The following is a 25952-nucleotide window of genomic DNA, read 5'->3' as shown; positions in this document are numbered from 1 at the left end:
TGTTTTTGGAATAACGGTCTATTGCAATTTATCGAACCGACATCAGGCGATAATCAAAACCTTTCTTTTTCATAAAACGGGCCTAGCCGACAACAACTGGGCCATTACCAACACCCGGCAGCAATACAAAATGCTCTCGCCAACTTTTGTGATCGACGGGATTTACAAATCGATGGAAGGTCCGAAAGCCTCGCGTTACATCCAATTAGAAAATTCTGAAAAACTACTATGGATTACCGGTTTTGACGTTAAAGCCCTAGACGCCACAACAAATGACGCATTGCCAAACGACTACATTTGCCACATGAATGTAGACCTCAATGATGCACAATACTATTCCTATTGGCAGCTGAACGACCGCATTGGCATGCAATATCCGAGAATGACATCCCTTTCCCACGGACTGGAACATTTCGATTTTCCAAAAGGATATGGCGTTCCGATTATCGGGAAAGATTTTCTGTTTATTACCACACAAACCCTTAACCATAATCAGCCTAAAATTTTCAAGAAAGTAAAGCACGAAGTCGGGGTGAAATACGAAGCCTACAATAAATCACAAAAACCACTAATGACGCGTACGGTTTACATTCAACTTCCGTTTGACAAAAACGATCCGTTTAAAGGGCCACTGGACACGGCAAGCAATCAATGTATTCCGGTGGAAACAAAAAATCACACCTATTGCGATAAAGCCGGCAACATGCTTTCCGGACATTGGGTCATTCCAAAGGGCACCAGAACCTACAGAAGTTCCATTCAAGAGCAATTGCAAATAAAAGACAGCCTGCGTTTGCACTTTTCGGCACCACACGTACATCCGTTTGCTACTTCTATAAGTATCTATGATAAGACTACCGATAAAACGATTTTCACTTGTAACGTGAAGAATTACAAAAACCGAATCGGTCTGGAAAAAATTGAAACCTTCAGCTCCGAAAAAGGAATCTGGCTATACGGAAATCACGAATACGAACTGGTCATGACCTGCAACAATACTTCAAAAACAGAACAGGATATGATGGGTAGTATGTTTTTATTTTTCTACGACAAGGAGTTGGATGAGAAAATTCAGAACAAGTTATAAAATAAAAGACCCGATATCATCGAGTCTTTTTTATTTAGAATAATTTCTTAATAATCATTTCTTCCGAAATACCTTCCGCATCAGCCTTGTAGTTTTTAATGATACGATGGCGAAGGATCCCTGTTGCCACAGCCTGAACATCTTCAATATCCGGAGAATATTTCCCATTAAGAGCAGCATTGGTTTTAGCGGCCAGAATAAGATTTTGCGAAGCACGCGGCCCTGCACCCCAATCCAAATAATTCTTGATAAAATCTGTACTCAGTGCATTATCCGGACGTGTTTTGGAAACTAAGGTCACGGCATACTCAATTACGTTATCAGCTACGGGAATTCTTCGTATCAGATGCTGAAAATCGATAATTTCCTGTGCTGCAAAAAGAGCATTTACGTTCACGTCATTATCCGTAGTTGTCGATTTCACCACCTGAACTTCTTCAGCAAAACTCGGATAATCCAACTTTACCGCAAACATAAAACGGTCTAACTGCGCTTCCGGCAACGGATAAGTACCTTCTTGCTCAATCGGGTTTTGGGTAGCCAATACAAAGAAAGGCAAATCCAATTTATAATGCTGTCCGGCAATAGTAACTGCTTTTTCCTGCATGGCCTCTAAAAGTGCCGCCTGGGTTTTAGGCGGTGTACGATTGATCTCGTCTGCCAAAATTATATTGGAAAAAATCGGCCCTTTAATGAATTTGAAATTACGGCTTTCGTCTAAAATTTCACTTCCTAAAATATCGGATGGCATCAAATCCGGTGTAAACTGAATTCTTTTAAAATCCAAACCTAAAGCCTGTGAAATGGTATTCACCATCAAGGTTTTTGCCAATCCGGGCACACCGACCAACAAAGCGTGTCCTCCGGAAAAAATACTTAATACAATCTGATTAACTACTTCCTCCTGCCCCACAATCACTTTGGCTATTTCTGCCTTAAGCGCTTTTTGTTTTTCTACCAGATTTTGAATCGCTGCTACGTCCGACATCTTTAAAAGTTATGAGTTTTGGGTTATAATGAGATCAAAAAAACACATTAACCTCTTACAAACCAATAATTTATAATTATTTCTTAAGCCAGTTACTGGTAAAAGTACATTCTTTATACTCGCCGTTGATTTTAATGTACGTTTCTTTAATTTTTTCTTCCGTCCATTTGGCAACCGCTTTTATCTGTTTTTCTTTCAAAGCCAATTCTTTGATTTTCATATAATCCGTTGAAAAATCAGCGGTATGCTCTTCGTAACGATTGGTAACTGTAATCAACTTATATTTTTTATTACCGTTTTGCTCCTGATCTACCAAAGGTAAAGAAACTTCTTTATCTTTCAAATCTGCAACCTGACTGTAAAGCGACGGATCCATTTTAGTAAGCTCGAAACGGGTTTCCATAGTTCTCGGATTCATTAACAAACCTCCACTGTTTCTAGTCTCTTTTTCGTCCGAGTATTGTTTTGCTGCATCGGCAAAAGAAATATCCCCGTCTACAATACGCTTACGGATCGTTTCAATTTTAGTTTTAGCCTCCGCCAAAGATTCCGGAGTTACTTTAGGTGACATCAAAATATGTCGGACATCCAATTCCTGTCCACGGATTTTCTCCAAATAAATAATGTGGTAACCAAATTCTGTTTCGAAAGGCTCCGAAATTTCACCTTCCTGTAAACTGAATGCCACATCCTTAAACTCTTTCACGAATTGCGTTTTCTTAGTCAATTTGTAATATCCTCCGCTGGGAACCGATGCTTTATCTTCCGTGTAAATTATGGCTCTACTGAAAAAACTGGCTCCTTCTTGAACCTCTTTCTTAATTTCTCTCAGCTTATCTATTACTTTTTGTTTTTCTGCTTGTGGAATTACCGGCTTTACAACAATTTGTGCCACTTCCATTTCGGCACCGAAAACAGGCAACTCTTCTTTTGGGATACTCTTGAAAAACGTTCGCACTTCTTCCGGAGTAATCGTAACGTCATCAAAAATTTTACGTTGCATTTGCTGCGTTAATTTATTCATTTTTACAACATCGAAAAAGTACGTCTTAAATTCTTCAAGATTCTTTTTGTTGTAGTATTTAACCACTTTATCAATATCGCCAACCTGCTCAACCATCTGATCGATTTGGCCGTTCATATATTCATTCACTTCGGAATCTGACACCACAATACTATCCTGAATTGCCTGATGCGCATACAAACGATCTTCCAGAAGTTTCCCTAACATTTCACATCTTGTAATACCGGTTGTGGTCATTCCCTGTGCCTGAAGCTCCAAAAAAGTCTTATCAATATCCGAATCCAATACTACGTAATCCCCAACAACACCTATTACGCCGTCAATCTTCTTTTTTGCATTGTGTTGTGCCTGTATATTCGTTAGAAAAACAATTGAAAGTGTAAAAATCAGGGCAATTTTAGTATTCATTAATTTCATCATCATTTTTTTAAAGCCTAAGCCGTTTTCTAGAAATCTTATTATTTTGTTTGTTGTAATTCGCTTTTAACCTTTGCAAACGTTTGCTCGTTTATTTTTACCTTAAATTCTTTTTTCAGTTCCGACACCCAGTTTTGCTCAAGGTATTGCTGATAATCATTAATTACACGTCCTCTGGCTTCGTCAAGTGTTTTAATCGCTTTTGGAAGTTCCTGATTTACCTGTGTTACAAAATAATAATCACCTTCTTTAACAATTTCCGTAACTCCTTTAGTCACTTTTTCATGCTTCGGCATACCTTCTCCGCCAACTTCGTAAGTTCCTGATTTCACCATAATTTCAATCGCATCCTTAGTATTTAATTTTCCCTTGATAAAGTCGATTGATTTTTTATTTTTCAGATAACCTTGTGCTTTTTTAACAACACTTTCTTTTGTAGACGAAAAAATATTCACCTGAACACGGTCTTTCCACTGATAATTTACTTTGTTCGCTTCGTAGAAATTCTTAAGCCCTAAAGAATCCGTCTTTGCTTTTTGCCAAATTTCTCTTTCCATTAAATCGAACAACAACAAACCGTCACGGTATTCATCCATAACGTTTGCAAAATCAGAAAACTCTTTCTCCAGATTATCATTATAGTAACCCGACAAAGACTCTTCTAGATATTTATTGTATAAATGATCTACCAATTTAGAAACTGGTTTAATATTGATCTTATTCTTTTGCTGGGAATTAATGTAACTGATAAAGGCTGTAGCATTAACAACTTTATCATTATTAATCGTTAAGAACTTCACGTTAAAATCTTTCATATTAGCGGGAACATCCCATTCCTGCGAATAGATTTTATCGGTAACCAAAGTCTTGATGGAAGCATAAACTTTCTCTTCACGCTTAACCGGATATTTTTTACTCAACTTCTCGTTCAACGATTTATTGATTAGCTTAGAACGATCGTCTTTTCTGATTTTATTATCGTATTCCGCATCCACTTCCTCCAAAGACTTAACAGGATGTCTTTCAATCAATTTAACGATATGCCATCCAAATTCAGATTTAAAAGGCTCGGAAATCTGACCGTTTTCTTTTAGTGAAAAAGCCACATTTTCAAACTCCTCCGAACTCAATTCACCAGAACCAAAACGCTGTAATTGCCCTCCTTTGCTCGATGATGATTTGTCTTGTGAAAACTGTTGGGCCAAACTTTCAAAACTCTCCCCTTGTTTCAGTTTTTTATACACTTCTTCAATTGTAGTTTTTGCTGTTTCCGCTTCAACCGGATTTTCTCCTTTTAATGTCATGATATGAGCTACAGTTACATGCCCTCTGTTATCACGAATATCGTTTACTTTTACCAAATGATAGCCAAAACGGGTTCTTACAGGCATAGAAATCTCGCCTTTATTGGTTTTGTAGGCTGCCGTTTCAAACGGATACACCATTCTGAAAACCGAAAACCACCCTAAGTTCCCTTTATTCTCTTTAGCGGACGGATCCTGAGAATACTTCACTGCGGCTTCATCAAAGCTTTCTCCGCTTAAAATCTTTTTACGGACATCCATGGCCTGGCTGTACACTTTTAAAGTATCGGCCGGAACCGCATTTTCATCAACCGTAAACAAAATATGAGAAGCTTTTATTTCTTTTAAAGAACGCTGATAAGCTTCATTGATTAATTCTTTGGTTACTTTAGTATCCGTAGTATAATTTCTCGAAAGCTGCGCTCTGTAGGAACGCAATTCATTCTGATACGCCACATTATTTTGCAGCCCCATTTTATTGGCTTTGCTGACTTTCAACTTATAGCCCACAAACAAATCCAGATACTGGTCTAAATCTTTTTGAGAGTCATCTTTTACCAAATCAAGGTTTTTTTTGTAAACTCTGGCGAACTCTTCGGTGTAAAAAGGTTTATCATCTATAGTAAAAAGGACTTCTTTTTTGTTCTCTTGTGCAAATGAAACCGCATGTACGGCTACAAAAAGACCTAACAGAATTTGTTTTAATTTCATTTTATATGAGCTTTTATACACTTTTATAGTTATACCAATACACAAAAACACTATTTCCGTTTTGCGACCAACAAAAATAACAATTCAAACCTATTATACAATCATCCCATATACTATTAACAAAAAATTATGCGCAAAATTGCAAAAGCCGTGTAAATTCTATTTTTTTGATAATAAAATGACTTCTCGTAAATTATAACTACTTTTGCACCCATTAAATTTTGTCTGATGAGTTTTCAAAAAGAAATACAGAGAAGAAGAACTTTCGGTATTATTTCCCACCCGGATGCCGGTAAAACAACTTTAACCGAAAAACTGCTTTTATTTGGTGGTGCAATTCAGGAAGCAGGTGCTGTAAAGAGTAACAAAATTAAAAAAGGAGCCACTTCCGATTTTATGGAAATCGAGCGACAGAGAGGAATCTCCGTGGCTACTTCCGTATTGGCTTTTAACTATAAAGACAAAAAAATCAACATCCTTGATACTCCGGGTCACAAGGATTTTGCAGAAGACACGTTCCGCACACTGACCGCAGTAGACAGTGTAATCGTTGTGATTGACGTAGCTAAAGGAGTTGAGGAACAGACCGAGAAATTGGTGGAAGTGTGTCGTATGCGTAACATTCCGATGATTGTTTTCATCAACAAATTAGATCGTGAAGGTAAAGATGCCTTTGATTTGATGGACGAAGTGGAGAAAAAATTAAAACTTCACGTTACACCTTTAAGCTTTCCTATCGGGATGGGATATGATTTTCAGGGGATTTACAACATCTGGGAGAGAAACATTAATCTTTTTGAAGGAGACAGCCGTAAAAACATTGAAGAAACAATTGCTTTCGACGATGTAAATACTCCAGAACTTGAAAAAATAATCGGAGAGAAACCAGCCCACAAACTACGTGAAGAACTGGAATTGGTAGAGGAAGTGTATCCAAAATTTGATCGTGATGAGTATCTGAACGGCCATTTACAACCGGTATTCTTCGGATCTGCCTTAAATAATTTCGGAGTTCGTGAGTTATTAGATTGCTTCATTGAAATCGCTCCGACCCCAAGACCCAAAGATTCAGATACGCGTGAAGTCAAACCAGACGAAAACAAATTTGCGGGATTTGTATTTAAAATACACGCCAATATGGATCCGAAACACCGCGACCGTTTGGCCTTCGTAAAAATTGTGTCCGGTACTTTTGAAAGAAACAAGCCGTACTTACACGTACGTCAAGGAAAAAATCTAAAATTCTCCAGTCCCAACGCCTTCTTTGCCGAGAAAAAAGAAATCGTTGACATCTCGTATCCCGGTGATATTGTAGGATTGCACGATACCGGAAATTTTAAAATCGGAGACACTTTAACCGAAGGTGAAATCATGAATTTTAAAGGAATTCCAAGCTTCTCCCCCGAGCATTTCCGTTACATCAATAATGCGGATCCTATGAAAGCCAAACAGCTTGAAAAAGGAATTGACCAATTAATGGATGAAGGAGTTGCACAGTTATTCACTTTGGAAATGAACAACCGAAAAGTAATCGGAACTGTGGGAGCGCTACAATACGAAGTGATTCAGTACCGTTTGGAACACGAGTACGGCGCAAAATGTTCTTACGAAAATTTCCCGGCGTTTAAGGCATGTTGGGTAAAACCGGAAGATCCTAAAAATGAAGAATTTGCCGAATTCAAAAGAATTAAACAAAAGTTTTTGGCTACAGACAAATACGGGCAAATGGTTTTCCTTGCGGATTCCGACTTCTCAATCCAAATGACACAAAGCAAATATCCGAGTGTAAAATTACTGTTCACCTCTGAATTTGAATAATTTAACACGTTTAAAACATATTTTACAAGCATATTTATATACTTTTACATATAAATCCCAAAAAATGAAAAAGATTTTAACCATACTGATAATTGGCCTATTACTCTCTTTAACTGCCACTGCTCAAGGTGGTGGTCCTGGTGGTGGTGGACCAGGTGGCGGTAACGGAGGCCCTTGCGACAACCCACCTTGTGGTGGACCACACGCACCAATAAATAATAAACTGGAGTTATTAGCCGTAGCTGGATTAGCTTTAGCCGGATGGTATTTCATTCGATTTCGCACTAAAAAAGCCTAAATAAAAAAAGCCTCTCGAAATGAGAGGCTTTTTTTATTTAGGCTTGTCCGGTTGGACCGAAATTCAAAGGAATTGGTGGCTGCTCCGCCTCTTTAATCTCTCCGTGAGCACTTTCAAAACGGTGAATATTTTCACCCAAAGCACGCAATAATCTTTTAGCATGTTGCGGTGTCAACACAATTCTTGATTTTACTTTTGCTTTTGGAACCCCCGGCATAATGCACACAAAGTCCAAAACAAACTCAGTATTCGAATGATTGATGATGGCCAGATTCGAATAGGTTCCCTCTGCCGTTTGCTCATCTAATTCAATATTTATTTGCCCTTGCTGATTTTTATCACTCATACTATTTAATGTTAGTTTTTGCTAAAATATAAAATCCCAGCGGTAAATTACCACTGGGATTTGTAAATATAATAAGAATTTTAAATCTTAGTAATTAAATTCTTCTTTGGCAGCCAACAATTCGTTGAACTCTTCTTTAGAACCTACGATCGTATTATCGTAATCTCTCATACCGGTTCCGGCAGGGATTCTGTGTCCTACGATAACATTCTCTTTCAATCCTTCTAAATCATCAACTTTACCAGCTACTGCCGCTTCGTTCAATACTTTCGTTGTTTCCTGGAACGATGCCGCAGAAATGAACGATTTCGTTTGTAACGACGCTCTTGTAATACCCTGAAGTACCGGAGTCGCTGTTGCTGGAACAACGTCTCTAGCTACCACTAGATTCTGATCATTACGTTTCAACAACGAATTCTCATCTCTTAACTCTCTAGGCGAAATAATCTGCCCTGCTTTTAAGTTTTGAGAATCACCCGCATCTTCCACAACTTTCATTCCGTATAACTTGTCGTTTTCAACGATAAAGTCTGAAGTATGTGCTAATTGATCTTCTAAGAACAAGGTATCACCCGGATCCTGAATTTGTACTTTACGCATCATCTGACGAATTACCACCTCAAAGTGCTTGTCGTTGATTTTTACCCCTTGTAAACGGTAAACCTCTTGAATTTCATTAACCAAGTACTGTTGAACAGCGGATGGTCCTTGAATTCTTAAAATATCTTCCGGAGTGATTGCTCCATCAGACAACGGCATACCTGCTTTAACGAAGTCATTCTCCTGAACTAAAATCTGGTTTGATAATTTAACCAAGTATTTCTTGATTTCACCAAATTTAGATTCGATAACGATTTCACGGTTACCACGTTTGATTTTACCAAACGATACTACACCGTCAATTTCTGATACTACAGCCGGATTCGAAGGATTACGAGCCTCTAACAACTCGGTAATTCTTGGTAAACCTCCCGTGATATCGCCCGCTTTCGAAGAACGACGAGGGATTTTTACTAAAATTTTACCTGCTTTAATTTTCTCACCGTCGTTAACCATTAAGTGAGCTCCTACCGGTAAGTTGTACGAACGGATTAGTTCACCGTCTTTTCCGTAGATTAATAAAGTAGGGATTAATTTTTTATTTCTTCCTTCGGTAATAACCTTCTCCTGGAATCCGGTCTGCTCATCGATTTCAACCATGAACGATTGTCCTTGCTCGATATCTTCATAAGCTACTTTACCGGTAAACTCAGAAATAATTACACCATTATATGGATCCCATTTACAGATTACATCTCCTTTTCCAACCGTTTGACCGTCGGCAACAAAAATGCTGGATCCGTATGGGATATTATGTGTACTTAACAAGATTCCTGTTTTTGTATCCACTAATTTCAATTCCGTAGAACGTGAAATTACGATATCAACTACATTTCCTTCGTTATCTTCACCTTTAACCGTTTTAAGATCTTCAATCTCTAATTTACCTCCGAAACGAGCAACGATACTTGACTCCTCAGAAATACCTCCTGCAACCCCTCCAACGTGGAACGTACGAAGTGTTAACTGGGTACCCGGCTCACCAATGGATTGTGCTGCAATAACACCAACGGCTTCACCTTTCTGCGTCATCTTACCTGTCGCTAAGTTTCTTCCGTAACATTTAGCACAAATTCCTTTTTCAGCCTCACAAGTAAGCGGCGAACGAACCTCTACTTTTTCTACCGGAGATGCATCAATTTCTTTAACGATTGCTTCTGTAATTTGCTCACCAGCGTGAACCATCACTTCTCCACTCAATGGATTTACCACATCCTGAAGCGCAACACGTCCTAAGATTCTTTCTCCTAAAGATTCTACGATTTCTTCGTTTTTCTTTAAAGCCGAAACTTCAACTCCTCTTAAAGTACCACAATCTACAGAATTCACAATAACATCCTGAGAAACGTCATGCAAACGACGAGTCAAGTAACCCGCATCCGCCGTTTTAAGCGCCGTATCCGCAAGACCCTTACGAGCACCGTGCGTAGAAATGAAGTATTCTAAGATCGAAAGACCTTCTTTAAAGTTCGATAAGATCGGGTTTTCAATAATTTCACCACCACCTGCAGTTGATTTTTTCGGCTTAGCCATCAAACCACGCATACCGGTTAACTGACGAATCTGTTCTTTAGATCCCCTCGCTCCAGAATCAAGCATCATATATACTGAGTTGAAACCTTGCTGATCTTCTCTAATGTTTTTCATTGCCAACTCAGTAAGCTGAGCATTGGCTGAAGTCCAAATATCAATAACCTGGTTGTAACGCTCGTTATTGGTAATAAGACCCATGTTATAGTTCATGGAGATACCTTCAACTTGCTCTCTGGCATCTGCAATTAACTGCTCTTTTTGTTCTGGAATACGAATATCACCTAAAGAGAAGGACAATCCTCCTTTGAAAGCGAATTTGTACCCCATATCTTTCATATTATCCAAGAAAGCTGCTGTTGTAGGCACATCGGTAGTACTTAAAATATGACCGATAATGTCTCTTAAATTTTTCTTAGTCAATACGTCATTGATATACCCTGCTGCTTCCGGAACTACCTCGTTAAACAAGATTCTTCCTGCAGTAGTCTGGATAATTTTGTATACCAATTCACCATTCTCGTTGAAATCTTTTGCTCTGATTTTAACACGAGCATTCAATTCCACTCTTCCTTCGTTAAGTGCGATATTACACTCTTCTGCAGAATAGAACGTTAAACCTTCACCTAAAATCTTGTGAGTCTCGGTAGACAAACGCTCTTTGGTCATATAGTATAGACCCAAAACCATGTCCTGAGAAGGTACCGTGATTGGTGCGCCATTCGCCGGGTTAAGGATATTGTGCGAAGCCAACATTAACAATTGTGCCTCTAAAATAGCCTCTGGTCCTAACGGTAAGTGAACCGCCATCTGGTCACCGTCGAAATCCGCGTTAAACGCCGTACACGTTAAAGGGTGCAACTGAATCGCTTTACCTTCAATAAGTTTTGGCTGGAATGCCTGAATACCCAAACGGTGCAAAGTAGGAGCACGGTTTAGTAGTACCGGGTGTCCTTTGATTACATTTTCAAGGATATCCCATACCACCGGCTCTTTTTTGTCGATGATTTTCTTCGCCGATTTAACCGTCTTAACGATTCCTCTTTCGATTAACTTACGAATAACGAATGGTTTGTACAGCTCAGCCGCCATATCTTTCGGAAGACCACACTCGAACATTTTCATTTCCGGTCCAACGACAATTACCGAACGTGCTGAATAATCCACACGTTTACCTAATAAGTTCTGACGGAAACGTCCTTGCTTACCTTTTAAGGAATCCGATAACGATTTTAATGGTCTGTTTGATTCAGTTTTAACAGCAGAAGCTTTTCTTGTATTGTCGAATAACGAGTCTACAGATTCCTGTAACATACGTTTTTCGTTACGTAAGATCACTTCCGGCGCTTTGATTTCCATTAATCGCTTCAAACGGTTGTTACGGATGATTACACGACGGTATAAGTCGTTCAAATCCGAAGTCGCGAAACGACCACCATCTAGTGGCACTAACGGACGTAATTCTGGCGGGATCACCGGAATTACTTTTAAAATCATCCATTCAGGAAGGTTCTCTCTGTTGTTGTTAGCCTCACGGAAAGATTCTACTACCTGAAGACGTTTTAACGCTTCTGTTTTTCTTTGTTTAGAAGTTTCATTATTAGCCGCGTGACGCAATTGATAAGACAACTCATCAAGGTCAGTACGTGCTAATAAATCCATGATACATTCCGCACCCATCTTAGCGATGAATTTGTTCGGATCGTTATCATCTAAATATTGGTTTTCCATCGGAAGGGAATCCTGAATGTTCAAGAACTCTTCTTCAGTTAGGAAATCTAATTTTTTAAGTGACTCTCCATCAGGACCGTTTGCGATACCCGGCTGGATTACTACGTATCTTTCGTAGTAAATGATCATGTCTAATTTCTTAGACGGCAATCCTAAGATATAACCGATTTTGTTCGGAAGGGAACGGAAATACCAAATGTGCGCGATAGGCACTACCAAATTGATGTGTCCAACACGGTCACGACGTACTTTTTTCTCCGTAACTTCAACTCCACAACGGTCACAAACGATTCCTTTGTAACGGATTCTTTTGTATTTTCCACAAGCACATTCGTAATCTTTTACCGGACCGAAAATTCTTTCACAGAAAAGACCGTCACGTTCTGGTTTGTGGGTACGATAATTGATGGTTTCCGGTTTTAACACCTCACCTCTTGACTCAGCCAAAATGGATTCAGGAGAGGCAAGACCAATGGAAATTCTATTAAATCTTTTGATCGTACTTTTATCTTTGTTTCTATTATTCATCATAGTTTTTACTATTGATTTATTTGCAATTAAAAATTGATTTTAGACTTATGATTCACCCTCAAAAAGAGTCAATTCATTACGCTACTACCTCGAATTACTTCTCTAAACTTCAAATACTGGTTTGAAGCGCTAATTATAAAATGCCCTGCATTACTATAAAAAATCGGAACGGGTTACGGGTATAAATCCTTAAAAACTTATTATAAATAAGCATTCAGCTCCGGTAGACCGGAACTGAATACTGCCTTTTTTTATTATTCTTCTAATCTGATGTCAAGACCTAGACCTTTCAATTCGTGCATCAATACGTTGAAAGATTCTGGTAAGCCAGGCTCCGGCATAGTTTCTCCCTTAACGATGGCCTCGTAAGTTTTTGCTCTACCAATTACGTCATCCGATTTCACTGTCAAGATTTCTCTTAGTGTACTAGAAGCACCGTATGCCTCAAGAGCCCAAACCTCCATCTCTCCAAAACGCTGACCTCCGAACTGTGCTTTACCTCCTAAAGGCTGCTGCGTGATCAATGAATATGGACCGATAGAACGTGCGTGCATCTTATCGTCAACCATGTGTCCTAATTTCAACATATAGATTACCCCTACGGTTGCTGGCTGGTGGAAACGCTCTCCAGTTCCTCCATCATACAAATACGTATGACCGAATCTTGGCACTCCTGCTTCGTCTGTTAAGGCATTGATTTGGTCTAAAGACGCTCCGTCGAAAATTGGCGTTGCATACTTTCTTCCTAATTTCTTACCTGCCCATCCTAATACAGTTTCATAGATCTGACCGATGTTCATACGAGATGGTACCCCTAGTGGATTCAATACGATATCTACCGGTGTTCCGTCTTCTAAGAACGGCATATCTTCCTGACGAACGATTTTCGCAACGATACCTTTGTTACCGTGACGACCCGCCATCTTATCACCCACTTTCAGCTTACGTTTCTTAGCGATGTAAACTTTAGCCAGTTTTAAGATACCTGATGGTAACTCGTCTCCAACCGTGATGGTAAATTTCTCTCTACGTAACGCTCCCTGTAAATCGTTCAACTTAATTTTATAGTTGTGGATCAAGTCATTTACCATAGCATTTGACTCGTCATCTGTAGTCCACTGACCTTTTGTTAAGTGTGCGAAATCTTCCACAGCGTAAAGCATTTTTTGCGTGTATTTCTTACCTTTTGGCAATACTTCCTCACCCAAATCGTTCATTACACCTTGAGACGTTTTTCCGTTAACGATTTCAAACAATTTCTCAACTAACTTATCTTTCAACTGAACGAATTTCACTTCGAATTCAGACTCAAGAACCGCCAAATCGTCTTTGTCTTTAGAACGCTTACGTTTATCTTTTACCGCTCTCGCGAATAATTTTTTGTCTAAAACCACACCGTGTAACGATGGAGACGCTTTTAATGAAGCATCTTTCACATCACCAGCTTTATCACCGAAGATCGCTCTTAATAGTTTCTCTTCCGGAGTAGGATCTGATTCTCCTTTTGGTGTAATTTTTCCGATTAGAATGTCACCAGGTTTTACCTCGGCTCCGATTCTGATCATACCGTTTTCATCCAAGTCTTTAGTAGCCTCTTCTGAAACGTTTGGAATATCATTCGTTAACTCTTCGTTACCCAATTTTGTATCACGAACCTCTAAAGAGTAATCGTCTACGTGGATGGAGGTAAAGATATCGTCACGAACAACTTTTTCAGAAATTACGATCGCATCCTCGAAGTTGTACCCTTTCCAAGGCATAAACGCAACTTGTAAGTTTCTTCCAAGTGCTAACTCTCCGTTTTGCGTTGCATATCCTTCACAAAGTACTTGTCCTTTTACCACTCTATCCCCTTTTCTTACGATTGGTTTCAAGTTGATAGACGTACTCTGGTTAGTTTTTCTGAATTTGATCAACTGATAGGTTTTCTCGTCCGGATCGAAGCTTACTGCTCTTTCTTTCTCCGTTCTGTCGTATTTGATGGTAATTTCGTTAGCATCAACATACTCCACAACACCGTTTCCTTCAGCATTGATCAACACTCTTGAATCAGAAGCTACCTGACGCTCTAAACCGGTTCCAACAATTGGTGACTCAGGACGTAACAATGGTACGGCCTGACGCATCATGTTCGATCCCATCAACGCACGGTTCGCATCATCATGCTCCAAGAATGGAATAAGTGATGCGGAAATCGATGCAATCTGGTTTGGCGCTACGTCGGTATAGTGAACTGCAGTTGGTTCCAATACCGGGAAGTCACCCTCTTCACGAGCAATAACTCTTTCCGCAGTAATTTTACCATTAGCATCCATGTCGATGTTTGCCTGTGCGATCAATTTACCTTCTTCTTCTTCTGCGCTTAAGTAAATTGGTTCCGATTTCAAATCTACTACACCATTTTCCACTTTGCGGTAAGGTGTTTCAATGAATCCCATTCCATTTACTTTCGCATATACTCCTAATGAAGAGATAAGTCCAATGTTTGGTCCCTCCGGAGTTTCAATCGGACATAAACGTCCGTAGTGTGTATAGTGAACGTCACGAACCTCGAAACCGGCTCTCTCTCTGGAAAGACCTCCTGGTCCAAGGGCAGACAATCTTCTCTTGTGTGTAATCTCCGCTAATGGATTCGTTTGGTCCATGAACTGAGATAACTGGTTGGTTCCGAAGAATGAGTTGATTACCGATGATAATGTTTTCGCGTTGATCAAATCGATTGGCGTAAACACCTCATTGTCACGAACGTTCATTCTTTCACGAATGGTTCTTGCCATACGCGCAAGACCTACACCAAACTGTGCAGACAATTGCTCACCAACTGTTCTAACACGACGGTTTGATAAGTGATCGATATCATCAATCTCTGCTTTAGAGTTGATCAATTCAATCAAATATTTCACGATAGTGATGATATCCTCTTTGGTAAGTACTTGCTTGTCCATAGGAATATCCAAACCTAATTTTTTGTTCATACGGTAACGACCTACATCACCTAAGTTGTAACGTTGATCCGAGAAGAACAATTTATCGATAATACCGCGAGCGGTTTCCTCATCAGGCGGTTCTGCGTTACGCAACTGACGGTAAATGTGCTCAACAGCTTCTTTTTCAGAGTTGGTTGGGTCTTTCTGTAACGTATTGTGGATGATCGCATAATCCGCTTGGTTGTTATCTTCCTTGTGTAACAAGATTGACTTCACGTTAGCATCTACGATTTCCTCTACGTTATCTTTATCTAAAAGCGTATCACGGTCTAAGATGATTTCGTTACGCTCGATTGATACTACTTCTCCAGTATCCTCGTCTACGAAATCCTCATGCCAGGTGTTCAAAACACGTGCAGCAAGACGACGTCCGATATACTTTTTAAGACCGGTTTTTGAAACTTTGATTTCCTCAGCAAGGTCAAAGATTTCAAGAATATCCTTATCACGCTCGAATCCGATAGCACGGAACAAAGTCGTTACAGGTAATTTTTTCTTTCTGTCGATATACGCGTACATTACGCTGTTGATATCGGTAGCGAATTCAATCCAAGAACCTTTAAAAGGAATTACCCTAGCTGAATACAATTTGGTTCCATTAGCATGGAAAGACTGTCCAAAGAAGACACCAGGAGAACGGTGCAACTGAGATACTACCACACGCTCCGCACCATTGATAACAAACGTACCACTAGGTGTCATGTATGGGATCGTACCTAAATATACATCCTGTACAATTGTTTCAAAATCCTCATGCTCCGGGTCGGTACAGTACAGTTTCAAACGTGCTTTTAACGGCACACTGTAGGTTAACCCTCTGTCAATACACTCTTCAATTGTATATCTTGGTGGATCAATAAAGTAATCAAGGAACTCCAACACAAACTGATTACGTGTATCAGTGATTGGAAAGTTTTCCATGAAGGTATTATAGAGACCTTCGTTTCCTCTTTCGTCGGACTTGGTTTCCAGTTGGAAAAAGTCCTTAAAAGATTTTACCTGAATATCCAAAAAGTCCGGATAGTCAGGGATGTTTTTCGTCGAGGCGAAATTTAATCTTTCAGTCTGATTTGTTAACATCAATGGACAAAATTTTGATTAAAAAAAGTAATTTTTGTGTTTAACACATGAACTTATAAAACAATCAATACTTTTTTATAAAATCGACACATCTTTGAAAATAAGTGTATTGATAAACTGTATTTTCTTTCTTCGTGCGGATTAAAAAATTATTTCGTAATTAAAAATTTATTATACGAAAAATGGTTTAGGTCACTGAGATTGCTCTCAGGACCTAAACCTGTTTCAAAAACTATGTTAAGATTATTTTAACTCAACAACAGCTCCTGCTTCTTCTAAAGCTTTCTTAAGACCTTCAGCCTCATCTTTAGAAACTCCTTCTTTTACGTTAGCTGGAGCAGCATCAACTAAATCTTTAGCTTCTTTAAGACCTAAACCAGTTAATTCTTTAACCGCTTTAACAACTCCTAATTTAGAAGCACCAGCATCTTTCAATACTACAGTGAATTCTGTTTGCTCTTCAGCAGCAGCTTCACCACCACCTGCAGCAACTACTACAGCAGCAGCAGCTGGTTCGATACCATACTCGTCTTTTAATATTGTTGCTAATTCGTTAACTTCTTTAACTGTTAAGTTAACTAATTGTTCTGCGAATTGTTTCAAATCTGCCATTTTTTCTATCTTTTAAAATGATTTGTAAAATATAATAATTAATTAGTGCGCAATTTATTCAGCTCCCTCTTCGTCCTTGAATTGGTTTTGAAGAGCAGAAATAACTCTCTGAGCTGGGGATTGAAGTAATCCGATGATTTCTCCGATAACTTCTTCTTTCGATTTAAGCGATGCTAACGAATCAAGTAAGTTATCTCCAATGTAGATTTCTTCGTTGATATAAGCACCTTTTAACAAGGGCTTGTCAGATTTTTTACGGAATTCTTTGATGATTTTTGCAGGTGCATTAGCGATGTCTGCAATCATAATAGAAGTATTTCCTTTTAAAACCGTTGGAAGCTCACCGAAGTTACTATCAGAAGACTCCATAGCTTTTGCAAGCAAAGTGTTCTTAACAACTTCTAATTTGATTCCTGCTTTAAAACAAGCTCTTCTTAAGTTTGAAGTAGTATCTGCATCAAGTCCGGAAATGTCGGCTAAGTACACAACATTCACACCAGCTAACTGTGCAGTTAAATCTTCAATAGCGATTGATTTTTCTTCTCTAGTCATACTAAAAACTTTTAACTACCAATTATACTGCTTTAGGATCTAAAGCAATTGCAGGACTCATTGTAGCTGAGATGTGGATAGACTTAATATAAGTTCCTTTTGCTGCAGTTGGTTTTAATTTAATTAATGTTTGAATAATCTCGTGAGCATTCTCCTGGATCTTCTGAGCGTCGAAAGAAACTCTTCCAATTCCAGCGTGAACGATACCTGTTTTATCAACTTTGAAGTCGATTTTACCAGATTTTACCTCTTCTACTGCTTTACCTACTTCCATAGTTACAGTACCAGTTTTAGGGTTTGGCATTAAACCACGAGGTCCTAAAATACGACCTAATGGACCTAATTTACCCATAACTGCAGGCATTGTGATGATTACATCAACATCTGTCCAACCGTCTTTAATTTTTTGTAAATAGTCATCAAGACCTACGTGATCAGCTCCAGCAGCTTTAGCTTCAGCCTCTTTATCCGGCGTAACTAATGCTAATACTCTCACGTCTTTACCTGTACCGTGTGGTAACGAAACCACACCTCTTACCATTTGATTCGCTTTTCTAGGATCTACCCCTAATTTTACTGCGATATCAACAGACTCATCAAATTTTGCAGAAGCAACTTCTTTGATTAATGCAGAAGCATCTTTCAAAGAGTACAATTTATTCTTCTCAATTTTTGCTGCAGCGTCTTTTTGCTTTTTTGTCAATTTTGCCATGTCTTTTTCTCTTTACAATTAAAAAGGAGCTGTTCCTGATACGGTTATACCCATAGATCTAGCTGTTCCGGCAATCATACTCATTGCTTTTTCGATTTCGAAAGCATTTAAGTCAGCCATTTTGTCTTCAGCGATAGCTCTAATTTGATCCCAAGTAACGCTAGCTACTTTTTTACGGTTAGGTTGCCCTGAACCAGACTTTAATTTAGCAGCATCCATTAACTGGATAGCAGCCGGTGGCGTCTTAACAACAAAGTCAAAAGACTTGTCTTTATACACAGTAATCTGTACTGGTAACACTTTGCCGGGCTTATCTTGTGTTCTAGCATTGAACTGCTTACAGAACTCCATGATATTAACCCCTGCAGCCCCCAAAGCAGGTCCAACCGGTGGCGAAGGATTCGCGGCACCTCCCTTAACTTGTAGTTTAACTACTTTACTAATTTCTTTAGCCATTTTTTAAAAAAATTTAGCACATCTATCAATTGGAAGCGATTGATGTGGGTTTATATGTAACGATATTATACTTTTTCAACTTGCATAAAACTCAACTCCAATGGCGTTTTTCTTCCGAAAATTTTCACCATCACTTCAAGTTTACGCTTCTCTTCATTTACTTTCTCAACAGTTCCGTTAAATCCGTTGAATGGACCGTCAATTACTTTAACCGTCTCACCTACTGAATATGGTATTGCACCTTGATCCACTTTCACTGAAAGTTCATCCACTTTACCTAACATTCTGTTTACCTCTGCCTGACGCAAAGGCACCGCATCTCCTCCTTTAGTTTCACCCAAGAAGCCGATAACCCCAGTAATCGATTTAATAATATGTGGAATTTCTCCGGTTAAGTTAGCTTCAATCATCACGTAACCTGGAAAATAAACACGGTCTTTGCTAATTTTTTTCCCGTCACGCACTTGCACCACTTTTTCAGTCGGCACTAACACCTGAGAGATATAGTCCGCCATACCCAAACGGTTAATCTCCGTTTCGATATAGTTTTTTACTTTGTTTTCCTGTCCGCTTACAGCTCTAACTACATACCATTTTTTGACATTGTTATCCGTCATATCAAAAAAATTAAGCTTTTAACCAATTAAAGAAAACCCCTAATACTCTAGCAAACACAGTATCAACACCCCATGTAGCTAAAGCAAATAGAACTGAGAACACAGCAACAACGATTGTCAAACGCTGAACTTCCGACCATGCTGGCCAGCTTACATTCATTTTCAACTCTTCAAATGCTTCTGTTATGTAATTAACAACTTTTGCCATTGTATCTTTATTTTGCACGGGCGGAGGGATTCGAACCCCCATCAATGGTTTTGGAGACCACTATACTAGCCCTTGTACTACGCCCGTTTGTTAAAAAGCCGGCAGCAGAACTGCCAGCTTTATATTCAACTAATAATTAGTCTAAAATTTCAGTTACCTGACCAGCACCTACAGTTCTACCACCCTCACGAACAGCAAAACGTAAACCTACTGACAAAGCGATTGGGCTTAACAATTGAACATCAATAGTTAAGTTATCACCTGGCATAACCATCTCAACTCCTGCAGGTAAAGAAATAGTACCTGTTACGTCAGTTGTACGTACGTAGAACTGTGGACGGTAGTTGTTGTGGAATGGAGTGTGACGTCCACCTTCTTCTTTTTTCAAGATATACACCTCAGCTTTGAAGTGAGCGTGTGGTTTTACAGAACCTGGTTTGATGATAACCATACCACGTTTGATATCAGCTTTATCGATACCACGTAACAATAAACCTACGTTATCTCCAGCCTCACCTCTGTCAAGGATTTTACGGAACATCTCAACCCCTGTAATTGTAGAAGTCAATTTCTCAGCACCCATACCGATGATTTCAACAGCATCTCCAGTATTAGCAACTCCAGTTTCGATACGACCTGTAGCAACAGTTCCACGACCTGTAATTGTAAATACATCCTCAACTGGCATCAAGAAAGGCTTATCAACATCACGAGCTGGTAATTCAATCCAGTTATCAACAGCATCCATTAACTCCATTACTGTAGCAACCCATTTTGGCTCACCGTTTAATGCACCTAATGCAGAACCTTTAACAACAGGACCATTATCACCATCATACTGATAGAAAGACAATAAATCTCTGATTTCCATTTCAACAAGCTCTAATAACTCTTCGTCATCAACCATGTCTACTTTGTTCATGAAAACAACCATTCTAGGCACACCAACCTGACGTCCTAAAAGGATGTGCTCACGAGTTTGCGGCATTGGACCATCTGTAGCAGCAACCACAAGAATAGCACCGTCCATCTGAGCAGCACCAGTAACCATGTTCTTAACGTAATCCGCGTGACCTGGACAGTCAACGTGAGCGTAGTGACGGTTAGCAGTAGAGTACTCAACGTGAGAAGTGTTAATAGTAATACCTCTTTCTTTTTCTTCAGGAGCGTTATCAATCTGGTCGAATGATTTAGCTTCTGATAAACCAGCATCAGCTAATACTTTAGTAATAGCAGCAGTCAAAGTTGTTTTTCCGTGATCTACGTGTCCGATAGTTCCGATATTTAAATGGGGCTTCGAACGATCAAAGGTTTCTTTTGCCATGATTTAATAATTTAATCTTAGTTATATAATTAGTGTTCAAATATTCAATATTGAGCCAATGACGGGATTTGAACCCGTGACCTCTTCCTTACCAAGGAAGCACTCTACCCCTGAGCTACACCGGCAAGGATTGCAAGTTTCAGCCTTTCAGGATTACAAGCAAACTTGTGATCCGTAAGGGTGAACCCTTACTCAAAATTTTGAAACAAATTTTCATCAAAGCAAGCTTTATGAAAATTCTTATTCAAAATCTTGTGGGGAGAGCAGGATTCGAACCTGCGAAGACTTAGTCAGCAGATTTACAGTCTGCCCTCGTTGGCCGCTTGAGTATCTCCCCAACTTATTTATTTTCAATGCTTTAACCATTAGAGCCGATGGAGGGACTCGAACCCACGACCTGCTGATTACAAATCAGCTGCTCTAGCCAGCTGAGCTACACCGGCATTGAAAACAAAAAAGTCCGCTATTTCTAACGGACTGCAAATGTAGGGATTTTATTTTTTAATCAAAATAATTTTTATCTTTTTTTTATTTTTAGCTGTGTGCCCTTACTTTATCTTTTCTTTTCAACAAAAGTCGCTCCAAAGAATCTACCGATAAATCAACTGCTTCTTCAAAAGATTTGCTTTGCTTTTTCACCATAAATTCATCACCCGGCACGTTAATCTTCACTTCAACTATCTTATTCTCTTTATCACTCGTATTCTCAACTTTTAAGAAAATATCGGACGAAACCACCCTGTCATAATATTTTTCCAGTTTATCTAATCGCTCTTGTACAAAATCTACTAATTTTTTATCAATATTAAAATTGACAGCATGAACATTTACTTTCATAATTAAAATTTTATTTGGGTTAAACGTTTAGAATCATTTTTGGTTGCGCGGATGAGCATCTTGATAAACTCGCTTCAGTTCAGCCAGACTGCTGTGTGTGTAGATTTGAGTGGAAGACAAACTGGCGTGACCCAATAATTCCTTTACTGAATTTAAATCGGCTCCATTGTTCAGCAAGTGCGTCGCAAAGGTGTGCCTAAGAACGTGCGGACTCTTTTTTACTTTTTCAGAGACATTACTAAAGTAATTATTTATTAAACGATACACAAACGTTTCGCTAACTTTATGACCATTTTTATTTAAAATTAACAAATTGCCGGATGAACCGCTCACTAACAATTTCCTAACCTGCAAATAACTATTCAACAACTCAATCGTACAGTCCAAAAGCGGCAGAACACGCTCCTTGTTACGCTTCCCCAACACTTTTAACGTTTTAGCATAAGGACTAAAATTAGACAATTCAAGCGAAATCAATTCCGCTCGACGCATACCGGTGGTATAAAAAAGCTCAATAATCAACCGATTGCGAATACCCTCAAAATCATCAGGATAATCATTTTCATCAAAAACCATTTCAAGTTCTCTTTCAGAAAAAGGAATTTGCACTTTTTTAGGCGTTTTAAGCGATTTATGCTTCTGAAGCGGATTAACCTGAATCTGTTTCGATTTCAAAAGAAACTTATAAAAGGATTTCAGCGAGGACATTTTGCGATTGACTGACAGATTAGAAATTCCCTTTTCCACCAAATCCACAATCCAACTTCTGATCTGACCATAGCTCACCTCTTCCAAAACCGCAGACTCGTCCTGCAATTTTAAAAAAGATTCGAATTCAGAAATATCACTCAGATAAGCCTTAAGTGTATGAAGAGAATAATTTTTCTCTTTCAAAAGATAATCATGATAAGCCTGTTGTGAAGTACGCATAAAAAAAAACCGTTAGCAACAAAGTTAAAAAACTTCATTTACTAACGGTAAATTTATTTATTCAAAAAATTACTAGTTCTCCAATGAGTCTCTTAATCCCTGAATGTATTGTGCTTTTTGAATCTGAGCTCTTCTTGTTACAGATGGCTTAGTGAAAGCTTGACGTGCTCTTAACTGACGAACAGTTCCGGTTTTGTCAAATTTTCTTTTATAGCGCTTTAATGCTCTATCGATATTTTCTCCGTCTTTAATTGGTATAATTAACATAATCTAGACACCTCCTCTCATTTAGGCTGCAAACTTATGACTTTATTTTGAATTATGAATTATGAATTATGAATTATTTTTCAACCCTTAAAGAACCTAAAGTTTAATAAAAAAAGCCAAGTCACAATTTCTTGCTTCTTGGCTCTTTAATCTATTTCCTACACTCTGCCTTCTTAATGCTCTACGGCTGGCTTGTAATTTTGCTTATCGATGATCATTTTCGACAAGATCTCCTTCAAAATTTCCGAAGTTCCACCTCCGATTGGCCCTAAACGACTGTCTCTAAACAAACGCGCTAACGGATATTCTTCCATATAACCGTACCCCCCTAACATCTGTAAACAATCGTAAATCGTATCATCGGCTACTTTTGTCGACTTTAATTTAGCCATAGTAGCCTCTTTCACTACATATTCACCTTGATTCAATCGGGCAACTGCCGCGTAATTAAACAACTTACAGTGCTCCACATCCGTAGCATGCTCTACTATAGTATGTCGTAATGCCTGAAATTTATCAATCGTTTTTCCAAAAGCCTCACGCTCGGACATATATCCAATAGTATACTCAATCGCATATTCGGCTCTTGCATGTGCATTGATAGCCATAATTAAACGTTCTAAGGCAAAATGCTGCATGATGTACGGAAATCCTTTCCCTTCTTCCCCCATTAAATTCTCAACAGGAATTTCCACATTATCAAAAGCAATTTCCGCCGTATCTGATGCTCTCCATCCTAGTTTATCAAGCTTTGTAGCCGATACACCCGGAAGATTACTGTCTACCAAAAACATACTGATCCCTTTGTTCCCTAACTCCGGACTTGTTTTGGCAGCGACCACATAATAATCACCGTAAACACCATTAGTAATGAATGTTTTAGAACCATTAATAATGTATTTATCTCCGTTTTTCACAGCCGTTGTACGCATCCCTGCAACATCACTTCCACCAAATGGCTCTGTAATACATAAAGCCCCAATTTTATCTCCGGAAATACTTGGCGCCAAATAGTCTCTTTTGATTCTTTCATCGCCTTCCGCATTCAAATGGGTCATTGCTAAATAAGAATGCGCCCACATCGCAGCAGCAAAACCGGAAGATTTGATTTTTTGAAGTTCTTCCAAAAAGACAACCGTATAAAACAAATCCAGATTCATTCCACCATAAGCCTCAGGATAGCGTAGACCAAAGAAGCCCATTTCACCGAATTTCTTCCATATAAATCGCTCAATAGTCCCTGTTTTTTCCCATTTTTCAATATGTGGAACTACCTCTTTTTGCAAAAAATCCCGAAAACTCTCTCTAAATAATTGATGCTCTTCTGTAAAATAAACTGAATTCATTTTGGTTCGTATTGTTTTAGTTTGTTTGTTTTAAAAGTCCAAATATAAGGCAATTATATCGACTTTTTCAACTGGAAAATTCTTAATTTTTATTAAATCTTCCTTCGATTTGATTTCACCATTCATACTTCGAAAAGTAACAATCTCTTTGGCTAAAGGATATCTAAAATAAGGAAACACCTGCAACTCCCTAACCGAAGCCTCATTAATCGCAATCTTTTTAACAACAGGAGTAGCAATTACCTTAAAACACCTGTTCAGGCTCTCTATGACTTCGGGAGACAAACCCCAAACATCCTTCATCTGCTCCATACTGACAAAAGCACTAAATTTTTCTCGCTCTTTCAAAATGCGCTCTGACAAACCCGGACCGATACCATATACTTTCATCAAATCTTCCTGGGTAGCTTTGTTGATGTCGACCACGATAAGCTTTTCTTTCTTCTCTGCAGACCAGCTCGTCTTACCACTTTTATATGACTTCCTCTTGTTTTTAACCCAGTCCGGAAACTTGAAATATGGCGCATATTCTGCAAGCCAGACATCAGAAACTTTGGTAATTTGCTGAAATTCCTCAACAGAATTCACAAATTTATTTTCTTTCCGATACGCATGAAGCCGATCGATCTCCGCCACAGTCATCTTCAACGTATAACCTTTGTAATCCGAAATAAAATTCGGATTAAACGGATAAACCTTATTTACCGCTAATGCTTTTTCATTTTTAAGACTATCAATTTCAGATTGTACAACCAACCATTCCCGAGCCTCCTTAGAAGGCTTATCATATGTTTCAGGAAAACTTAAAAACAAAAAAAAGAGTATCTGGATTAACACCATAAGTAATAGCAACGCAACAATACCTGCACGCTGCTCCCGTGTGAATTTCACACTGAGTAGAACATCATTCATATATAAAAATAGAATTACAAATCGAAAACTGAACTGCGTTTGGTATACACCATATCTTTCAGGCGAAGCAGAAACGCCAATGTAAGATAAACTCCAAACCACAATCCTACCGTGAAAAAGGAAATATAAATGAAAAACAAACGTACGCTGGTGGTGCGCATACCCAACTTATCGGCCAGACGCGAAGAAACTTCGAAGCCGTGTTTTTCAAAAAAATGACGGATGTTTGTAATTAGTCCCATAGTACGGTCACAAATTTAATTATTTTTTCGACACGAACATCCAGGGAACTCTCAACAAGTTCCTGAGTCACATAGTGCTTTAATTCCAAAACCGGAATTTCTGTTTTATCCTTTCGATACACTGCGGTATCATGGTCATATACAGCAAGTAGAATAAGGTTATCTGATTCTAAAACGTCGGAGCAATGTATCAGATTCCAGTCTGACGATTTCATACAAACGGAAATACTTCCCGCCCAACGCAGATTACCAATTATTAATTGAGCATTAAAAAAAACGGAATCGGTTATTTGAAGACAATAACCCGTATGAAGAATTTGCAGTTTTTCTCCCTGAACTGTTTGGAGCTCGGAAAAATCAAATTTTCGATACTGCCAGATGTGGCGCAGAAAATCTTCTTTCATGGCGTAAAAAGTAAATGTTAATTATGGCTAATAAATAAAGTGCTAATATAGGGAAACTTTTATCTTTGCCTAAACTTCATA

Annotated in this window: 23 protein-coding genes and 4 tRNA genes; 3 read left to right on the top strand and 24 right to left on the bottom strand. The window is 38.7% G+C overall.

What is annotated here, in order from left to right:
• Positions 1–130: 130 nt before the first annotated feature.
• The gene (locus ABGT15_RS01910) at positions 131–1087 is read left to right on the top strand and encodes a hypothetical protein (protein WP_367229715.1); all 957 of its coding nucleotides are present in this window, start codon (positions 131–133) and stop codon (positions 1085–1087) included.
• A 34-nt stretch (positions 1088–1121) separates the two neighbouring features.
• Here ABGT15_RS01910 and ABGT15_RS01905 read toward each other — a convergent pair whose 3' ends face one another.
• The 3 genes from ABGT15_RS01905 to ABGT15_RS01895 all read right to left on the bottom strand — a co-directional run bounded on the left by ABGT15_RS01905 (position 1122) and on the right by ABGT15_RS01895 (position 5531).
• Positions 1122–2075: an AAA family ATPase gene (locus tag ABGT15_RS01905; protein WP_367229714.1), complete on the bottom strand. Its 954-nt coding sequence runs from the start codon at positions 2073–2075 to the stop codon at positions 1122–1124.
• Positions 2076–2151: 76 nt separating this feature from the next.
• Positions 2152–3516, bottom strand: coding sequence for a peptidylprolyl isomerase (locus ABGT15_RS01900; RefSeq protein WP_367229878.1), 1365 nt, complete (start codon positions 3514–3516; stop codon positions 2152–2154).
• Positions 3517–3557: 41 nt separating this feature from the next.
• Positions 3558–5531 carry a peptidylprolyl isomerase gene (locus ABGT15_RS01895; RefSeq protein WP_367229713.1) on the bottom strand — a complete coding sequence of 658 codons (1974 nt, stop codon included), beginning with the start codon at positions 5529–5531 and terminating at the stop codon, positions 3558–3560.
• A 228-nt stretch (positions 5532–5759) separates the two neighbouring features.
• On the opposite strand from ABGT15_RS01895, the gene ABGT15_RS01890 reads away from it, so the two are divergent.
• Positions 5760–7349, top strand: a complete 1590-nt coding sequence (locus ABGT15_RS01890; protein ID WP_367229712.1) for a peptide chain release factor 3 — start codon at positions 5760–5762, stop codon at positions 7347–7349.
• 64 nt (positions 7350–7413) lie between these two features.
• Positions 7414–7647: a hypothetical protein gene (locus tag ABGT15_RS01885; protein WP_367229711.1), complete on the top strand. Its 234-nt coding sequence runs from the start codon at positions 7414–7416 to the stop codon at positions 7645–7647.
• Between the two features lie 37 nt (positions 7648–7684).
• Here ABGT15_RS01885 and ABGT15_RS01880 read toward each other — a convergent pair whose 3' ends face one another.
• From ABGT15_RS01880 to ABGT15_RS01780, 21 genes are all read right to left on the bottom strand, one after another.
• Positions 7685–7993, bottom strand: a complete 309-nt coding sequence (locus tag ABGT15_RS01880) for a DUF3467 domain-containing protein (RefSeq protein WP_367229710.1) — start codon at positions 7991–7993, stop codon at positions 7685–7687.
• Positions 7994–8080: 87 nt separating this feature from the next.
• Positions 8081–12385, bottom strand: a complete 4305-nt coding sequence (gene rpoC, locus ABGT15_RS01875; protein ID WP_367229709.1) for a DNA-directed RNA polymerase subunit beta' — start codon at positions 12383–12385, stop codon at positions 8081–8083.
• A gap of 254 nt (positions 12386–12639) precedes the next feature.
• Complete coding sequence (gene rpoB / locus ABGT15_RS01870; protein WP_367229708.1) at positions 12640–16452, bottom strand: DNA-directed RNA polymerase subunit beta; 3813 nt, start codon at positions 16450–16452, stop codon at positions 12640–12642.
• A gap of 243 nt (positions 16453–16695) precedes the next feature.
• Positions 16696–17064 carry a 50S ribosomal protein L7/L12 gene (gene rplL / locus ABGT15_RS01865; protein WP_367229707.1) on the bottom strand — a complete coding sequence of 123 codons (369 nt, stop codon included), beginning with the start codon at positions 17062–17064 and terminating at the stop codon, positions 16696–16698.
• Between the two features lie 54 nt (positions 17065–17118).
• Positions 17119–17616, bottom strand: coding sequence for a 50S ribosomal protein L10 (gene rplJ / locus ABGT15_RS01860; protein ID WP_367229706.1), 498 nt, complete (start codon positions 17614–17616; stop codon positions 17119–17121).
• 22 nt (positions 17617–17638) lie between these two features.
• Positions 17639–18328: a 50S ribosomal protein L1 gene (rplA, locus tag ABGT15_RS01855; protein ID WP_367229705.1), complete on the bottom strand. Its 690-nt coding sequence runs from the start codon at positions 18326–18328 to the stop codon at positions 17639–17641.
• Between the two features lie 18 nt (positions 18329–18346).
• On the bottom strand, positions 18347–18784 hold the full coding sequence (gene rplK, locus ABGT15_RS01850) for a 50S ribosomal protein L11 (protein ID WP_367229704.1): 438 nt from the start codon (positions 18782–18784) through the stop codon (positions 18347–18349).
• Between the two features lie 65 nt (positions 18785–18849).
• Positions 18850–19401 carry a transcription termination/antitermination protein NusG gene (nusG, locus tag ABGT15_RS01845; RefSeq protein WP_367229703.1) on the bottom strand — a complete coding sequence of 184 codons (552 nt, stop codon included), beginning with the start codon at positions 19399–19401 and terminating at the stop codon, positions 18850–18852.
• A 10-nt stretch (positions 19402–19411) separates the two neighbouring features.
• Positions 19412–19609 (bottom strand): preprotein translocase subunit SecE, encoded by a 198-nt coding sequence (secE, locus tag ABGT15_RS01840; RefSeq protein WP_367229702.1) that lies wholly within the window; start codon positions 19607–19609, stop codon positions 19412–19414.
• 15 nt (positions 19610–19624) lie between these two features.
• Positions 19625–19696 (bottom strand) — tRNA-Trp (locus tag ABGT15_RS01835).
• Between the two features lie 49 nt (positions 19697–19745).
• On the bottom strand, positions 19746–20933 hold the full coding sequence (gene tuf, locus ABGT15_RS01830; RefSeq protein ID WP_367229701.1) for an elongation factor Tu: 1188 nt from the start codon (positions 20931–20933) through the stop codon (positions 19746–19748).
• A gap of 53 nt (positions 20934–20986) precedes the next feature.
• A tRNA-Thr gene (locus ABGT15_RS01825) sits at positions 20987–21058 on the bottom strand.
• Between the two features lie 130 nt (positions 21059–21188).
• Positions 21189–21270, bottom strand: a tRNA-Tyr gene (locus tag ABGT15_RS01820).
• A 32-nt stretch (positions 21271–21302) separates the two neighbouring features.
• A tRNA-Thr gene (locus ABGT15_RS01815) sits at positions 21303–21376 on the bottom strand.
• A 91-nt stretch (positions 21377–21467) separates the two neighbouring features.
• The gene (hpf, locus tag ABGT15_RS01810; RefSeq protein ID WP_367229700.1) at positions 21468–21770 is read right to left on the bottom strand and encodes a ribosome hibernation-promoting factor, HPF/YfiA family; all 303 of its coding nucleotides are present in this window, start codon (positions 21768–21770) and stop codon (positions 21468–21470) included.
• A gap of 33 nt (positions 21771–21803) precedes the next feature.
• On the bottom strand, positions 21804–22700 hold the full coding sequence (locus tag ABGT15_RS01805; protein WP_367229699.1) for a tyrosine-type recombinase/integrase: 897 nt from the start codon (positions 22698–22700) through the stop codon (positions 21804–21806).
• A gap of 72 nt (positions 22701–22772) precedes the next feature.
• Entirely contained in the window at positions 22773–22967 is a 195-nt protein-coding gene (gene rpsU / locus ABGT15_RS01800) for a 30S ribosomal protein S21 (protein ID WP_023570831.1), read from the bottom strand.
• 173 nt (positions 22968–23140) lie between these two features.
• Positions 23141–24313 carry an acyl-CoA dehydrogenase family protein gene (locus ABGT15_RS01795; RefSeq protein ID WP_367229698.1) on the bottom strand — a complete coding sequence of 391 codons (1173 nt, stop codon included), beginning with the start codon at positions 24311–24313 and terminating at the stop codon, positions 23141–23143.
• A 30-nt stretch (positions 24314–24343) separates the two neighbouring features.
• The gene (locus ABGT15_RS01790; RefSeq protein WP_367229697.1) at positions 24344–25225 is read right to left on the bottom strand and encodes a ComEA family DNA-binding protein; all 882 of its coding nucleotides are present in this window, start codon (positions 25223–25225) and stop codon (positions 24344–24346) included.
• Between the two features lie 14 nt (positions 25226–25239).
• Positions 25240–25467, bottom strand: coding sequence for a PspC family transcriptional regulator (locus ABGT15_RS01785; protein ID WP_026979462.1), 228 nt, complete (start codon positions 25465–25467; stop codon positions 25240–25242).
• Positions 25458–25871: a DUF2851 family protein gene (locus ABGT15_RS01780; RefSeq protein WP_367229696.1), complete on the bottom strand. Its 414-nt coding sequence runs from the start codon at positions 25869–25871 to the stop codon at positions 25458–25460. Before ABGT15_RS01780 ends, ABGT15_RS01785 begins: the two co-directional genes overlap by 10 nt.
• Positions 25872–25952: the final 81 nt, after the last annotated feature.

The sequence above is a fragment of the Flavobacterium enshiense genome, assembly GCF_040750275.1.
Lineage (GTDB): Bacteria > Bacteroidota > Bacteroidia > Flavobacteriales > Flavobacteriaceae > Flavobacterium > Flavobacterium enshiense_B.
The sequence above is the reverse complement of the archived record's forward strand: the minus strand, read 5'-3'. Positions and strand labels throughout refer to the sequence as shown.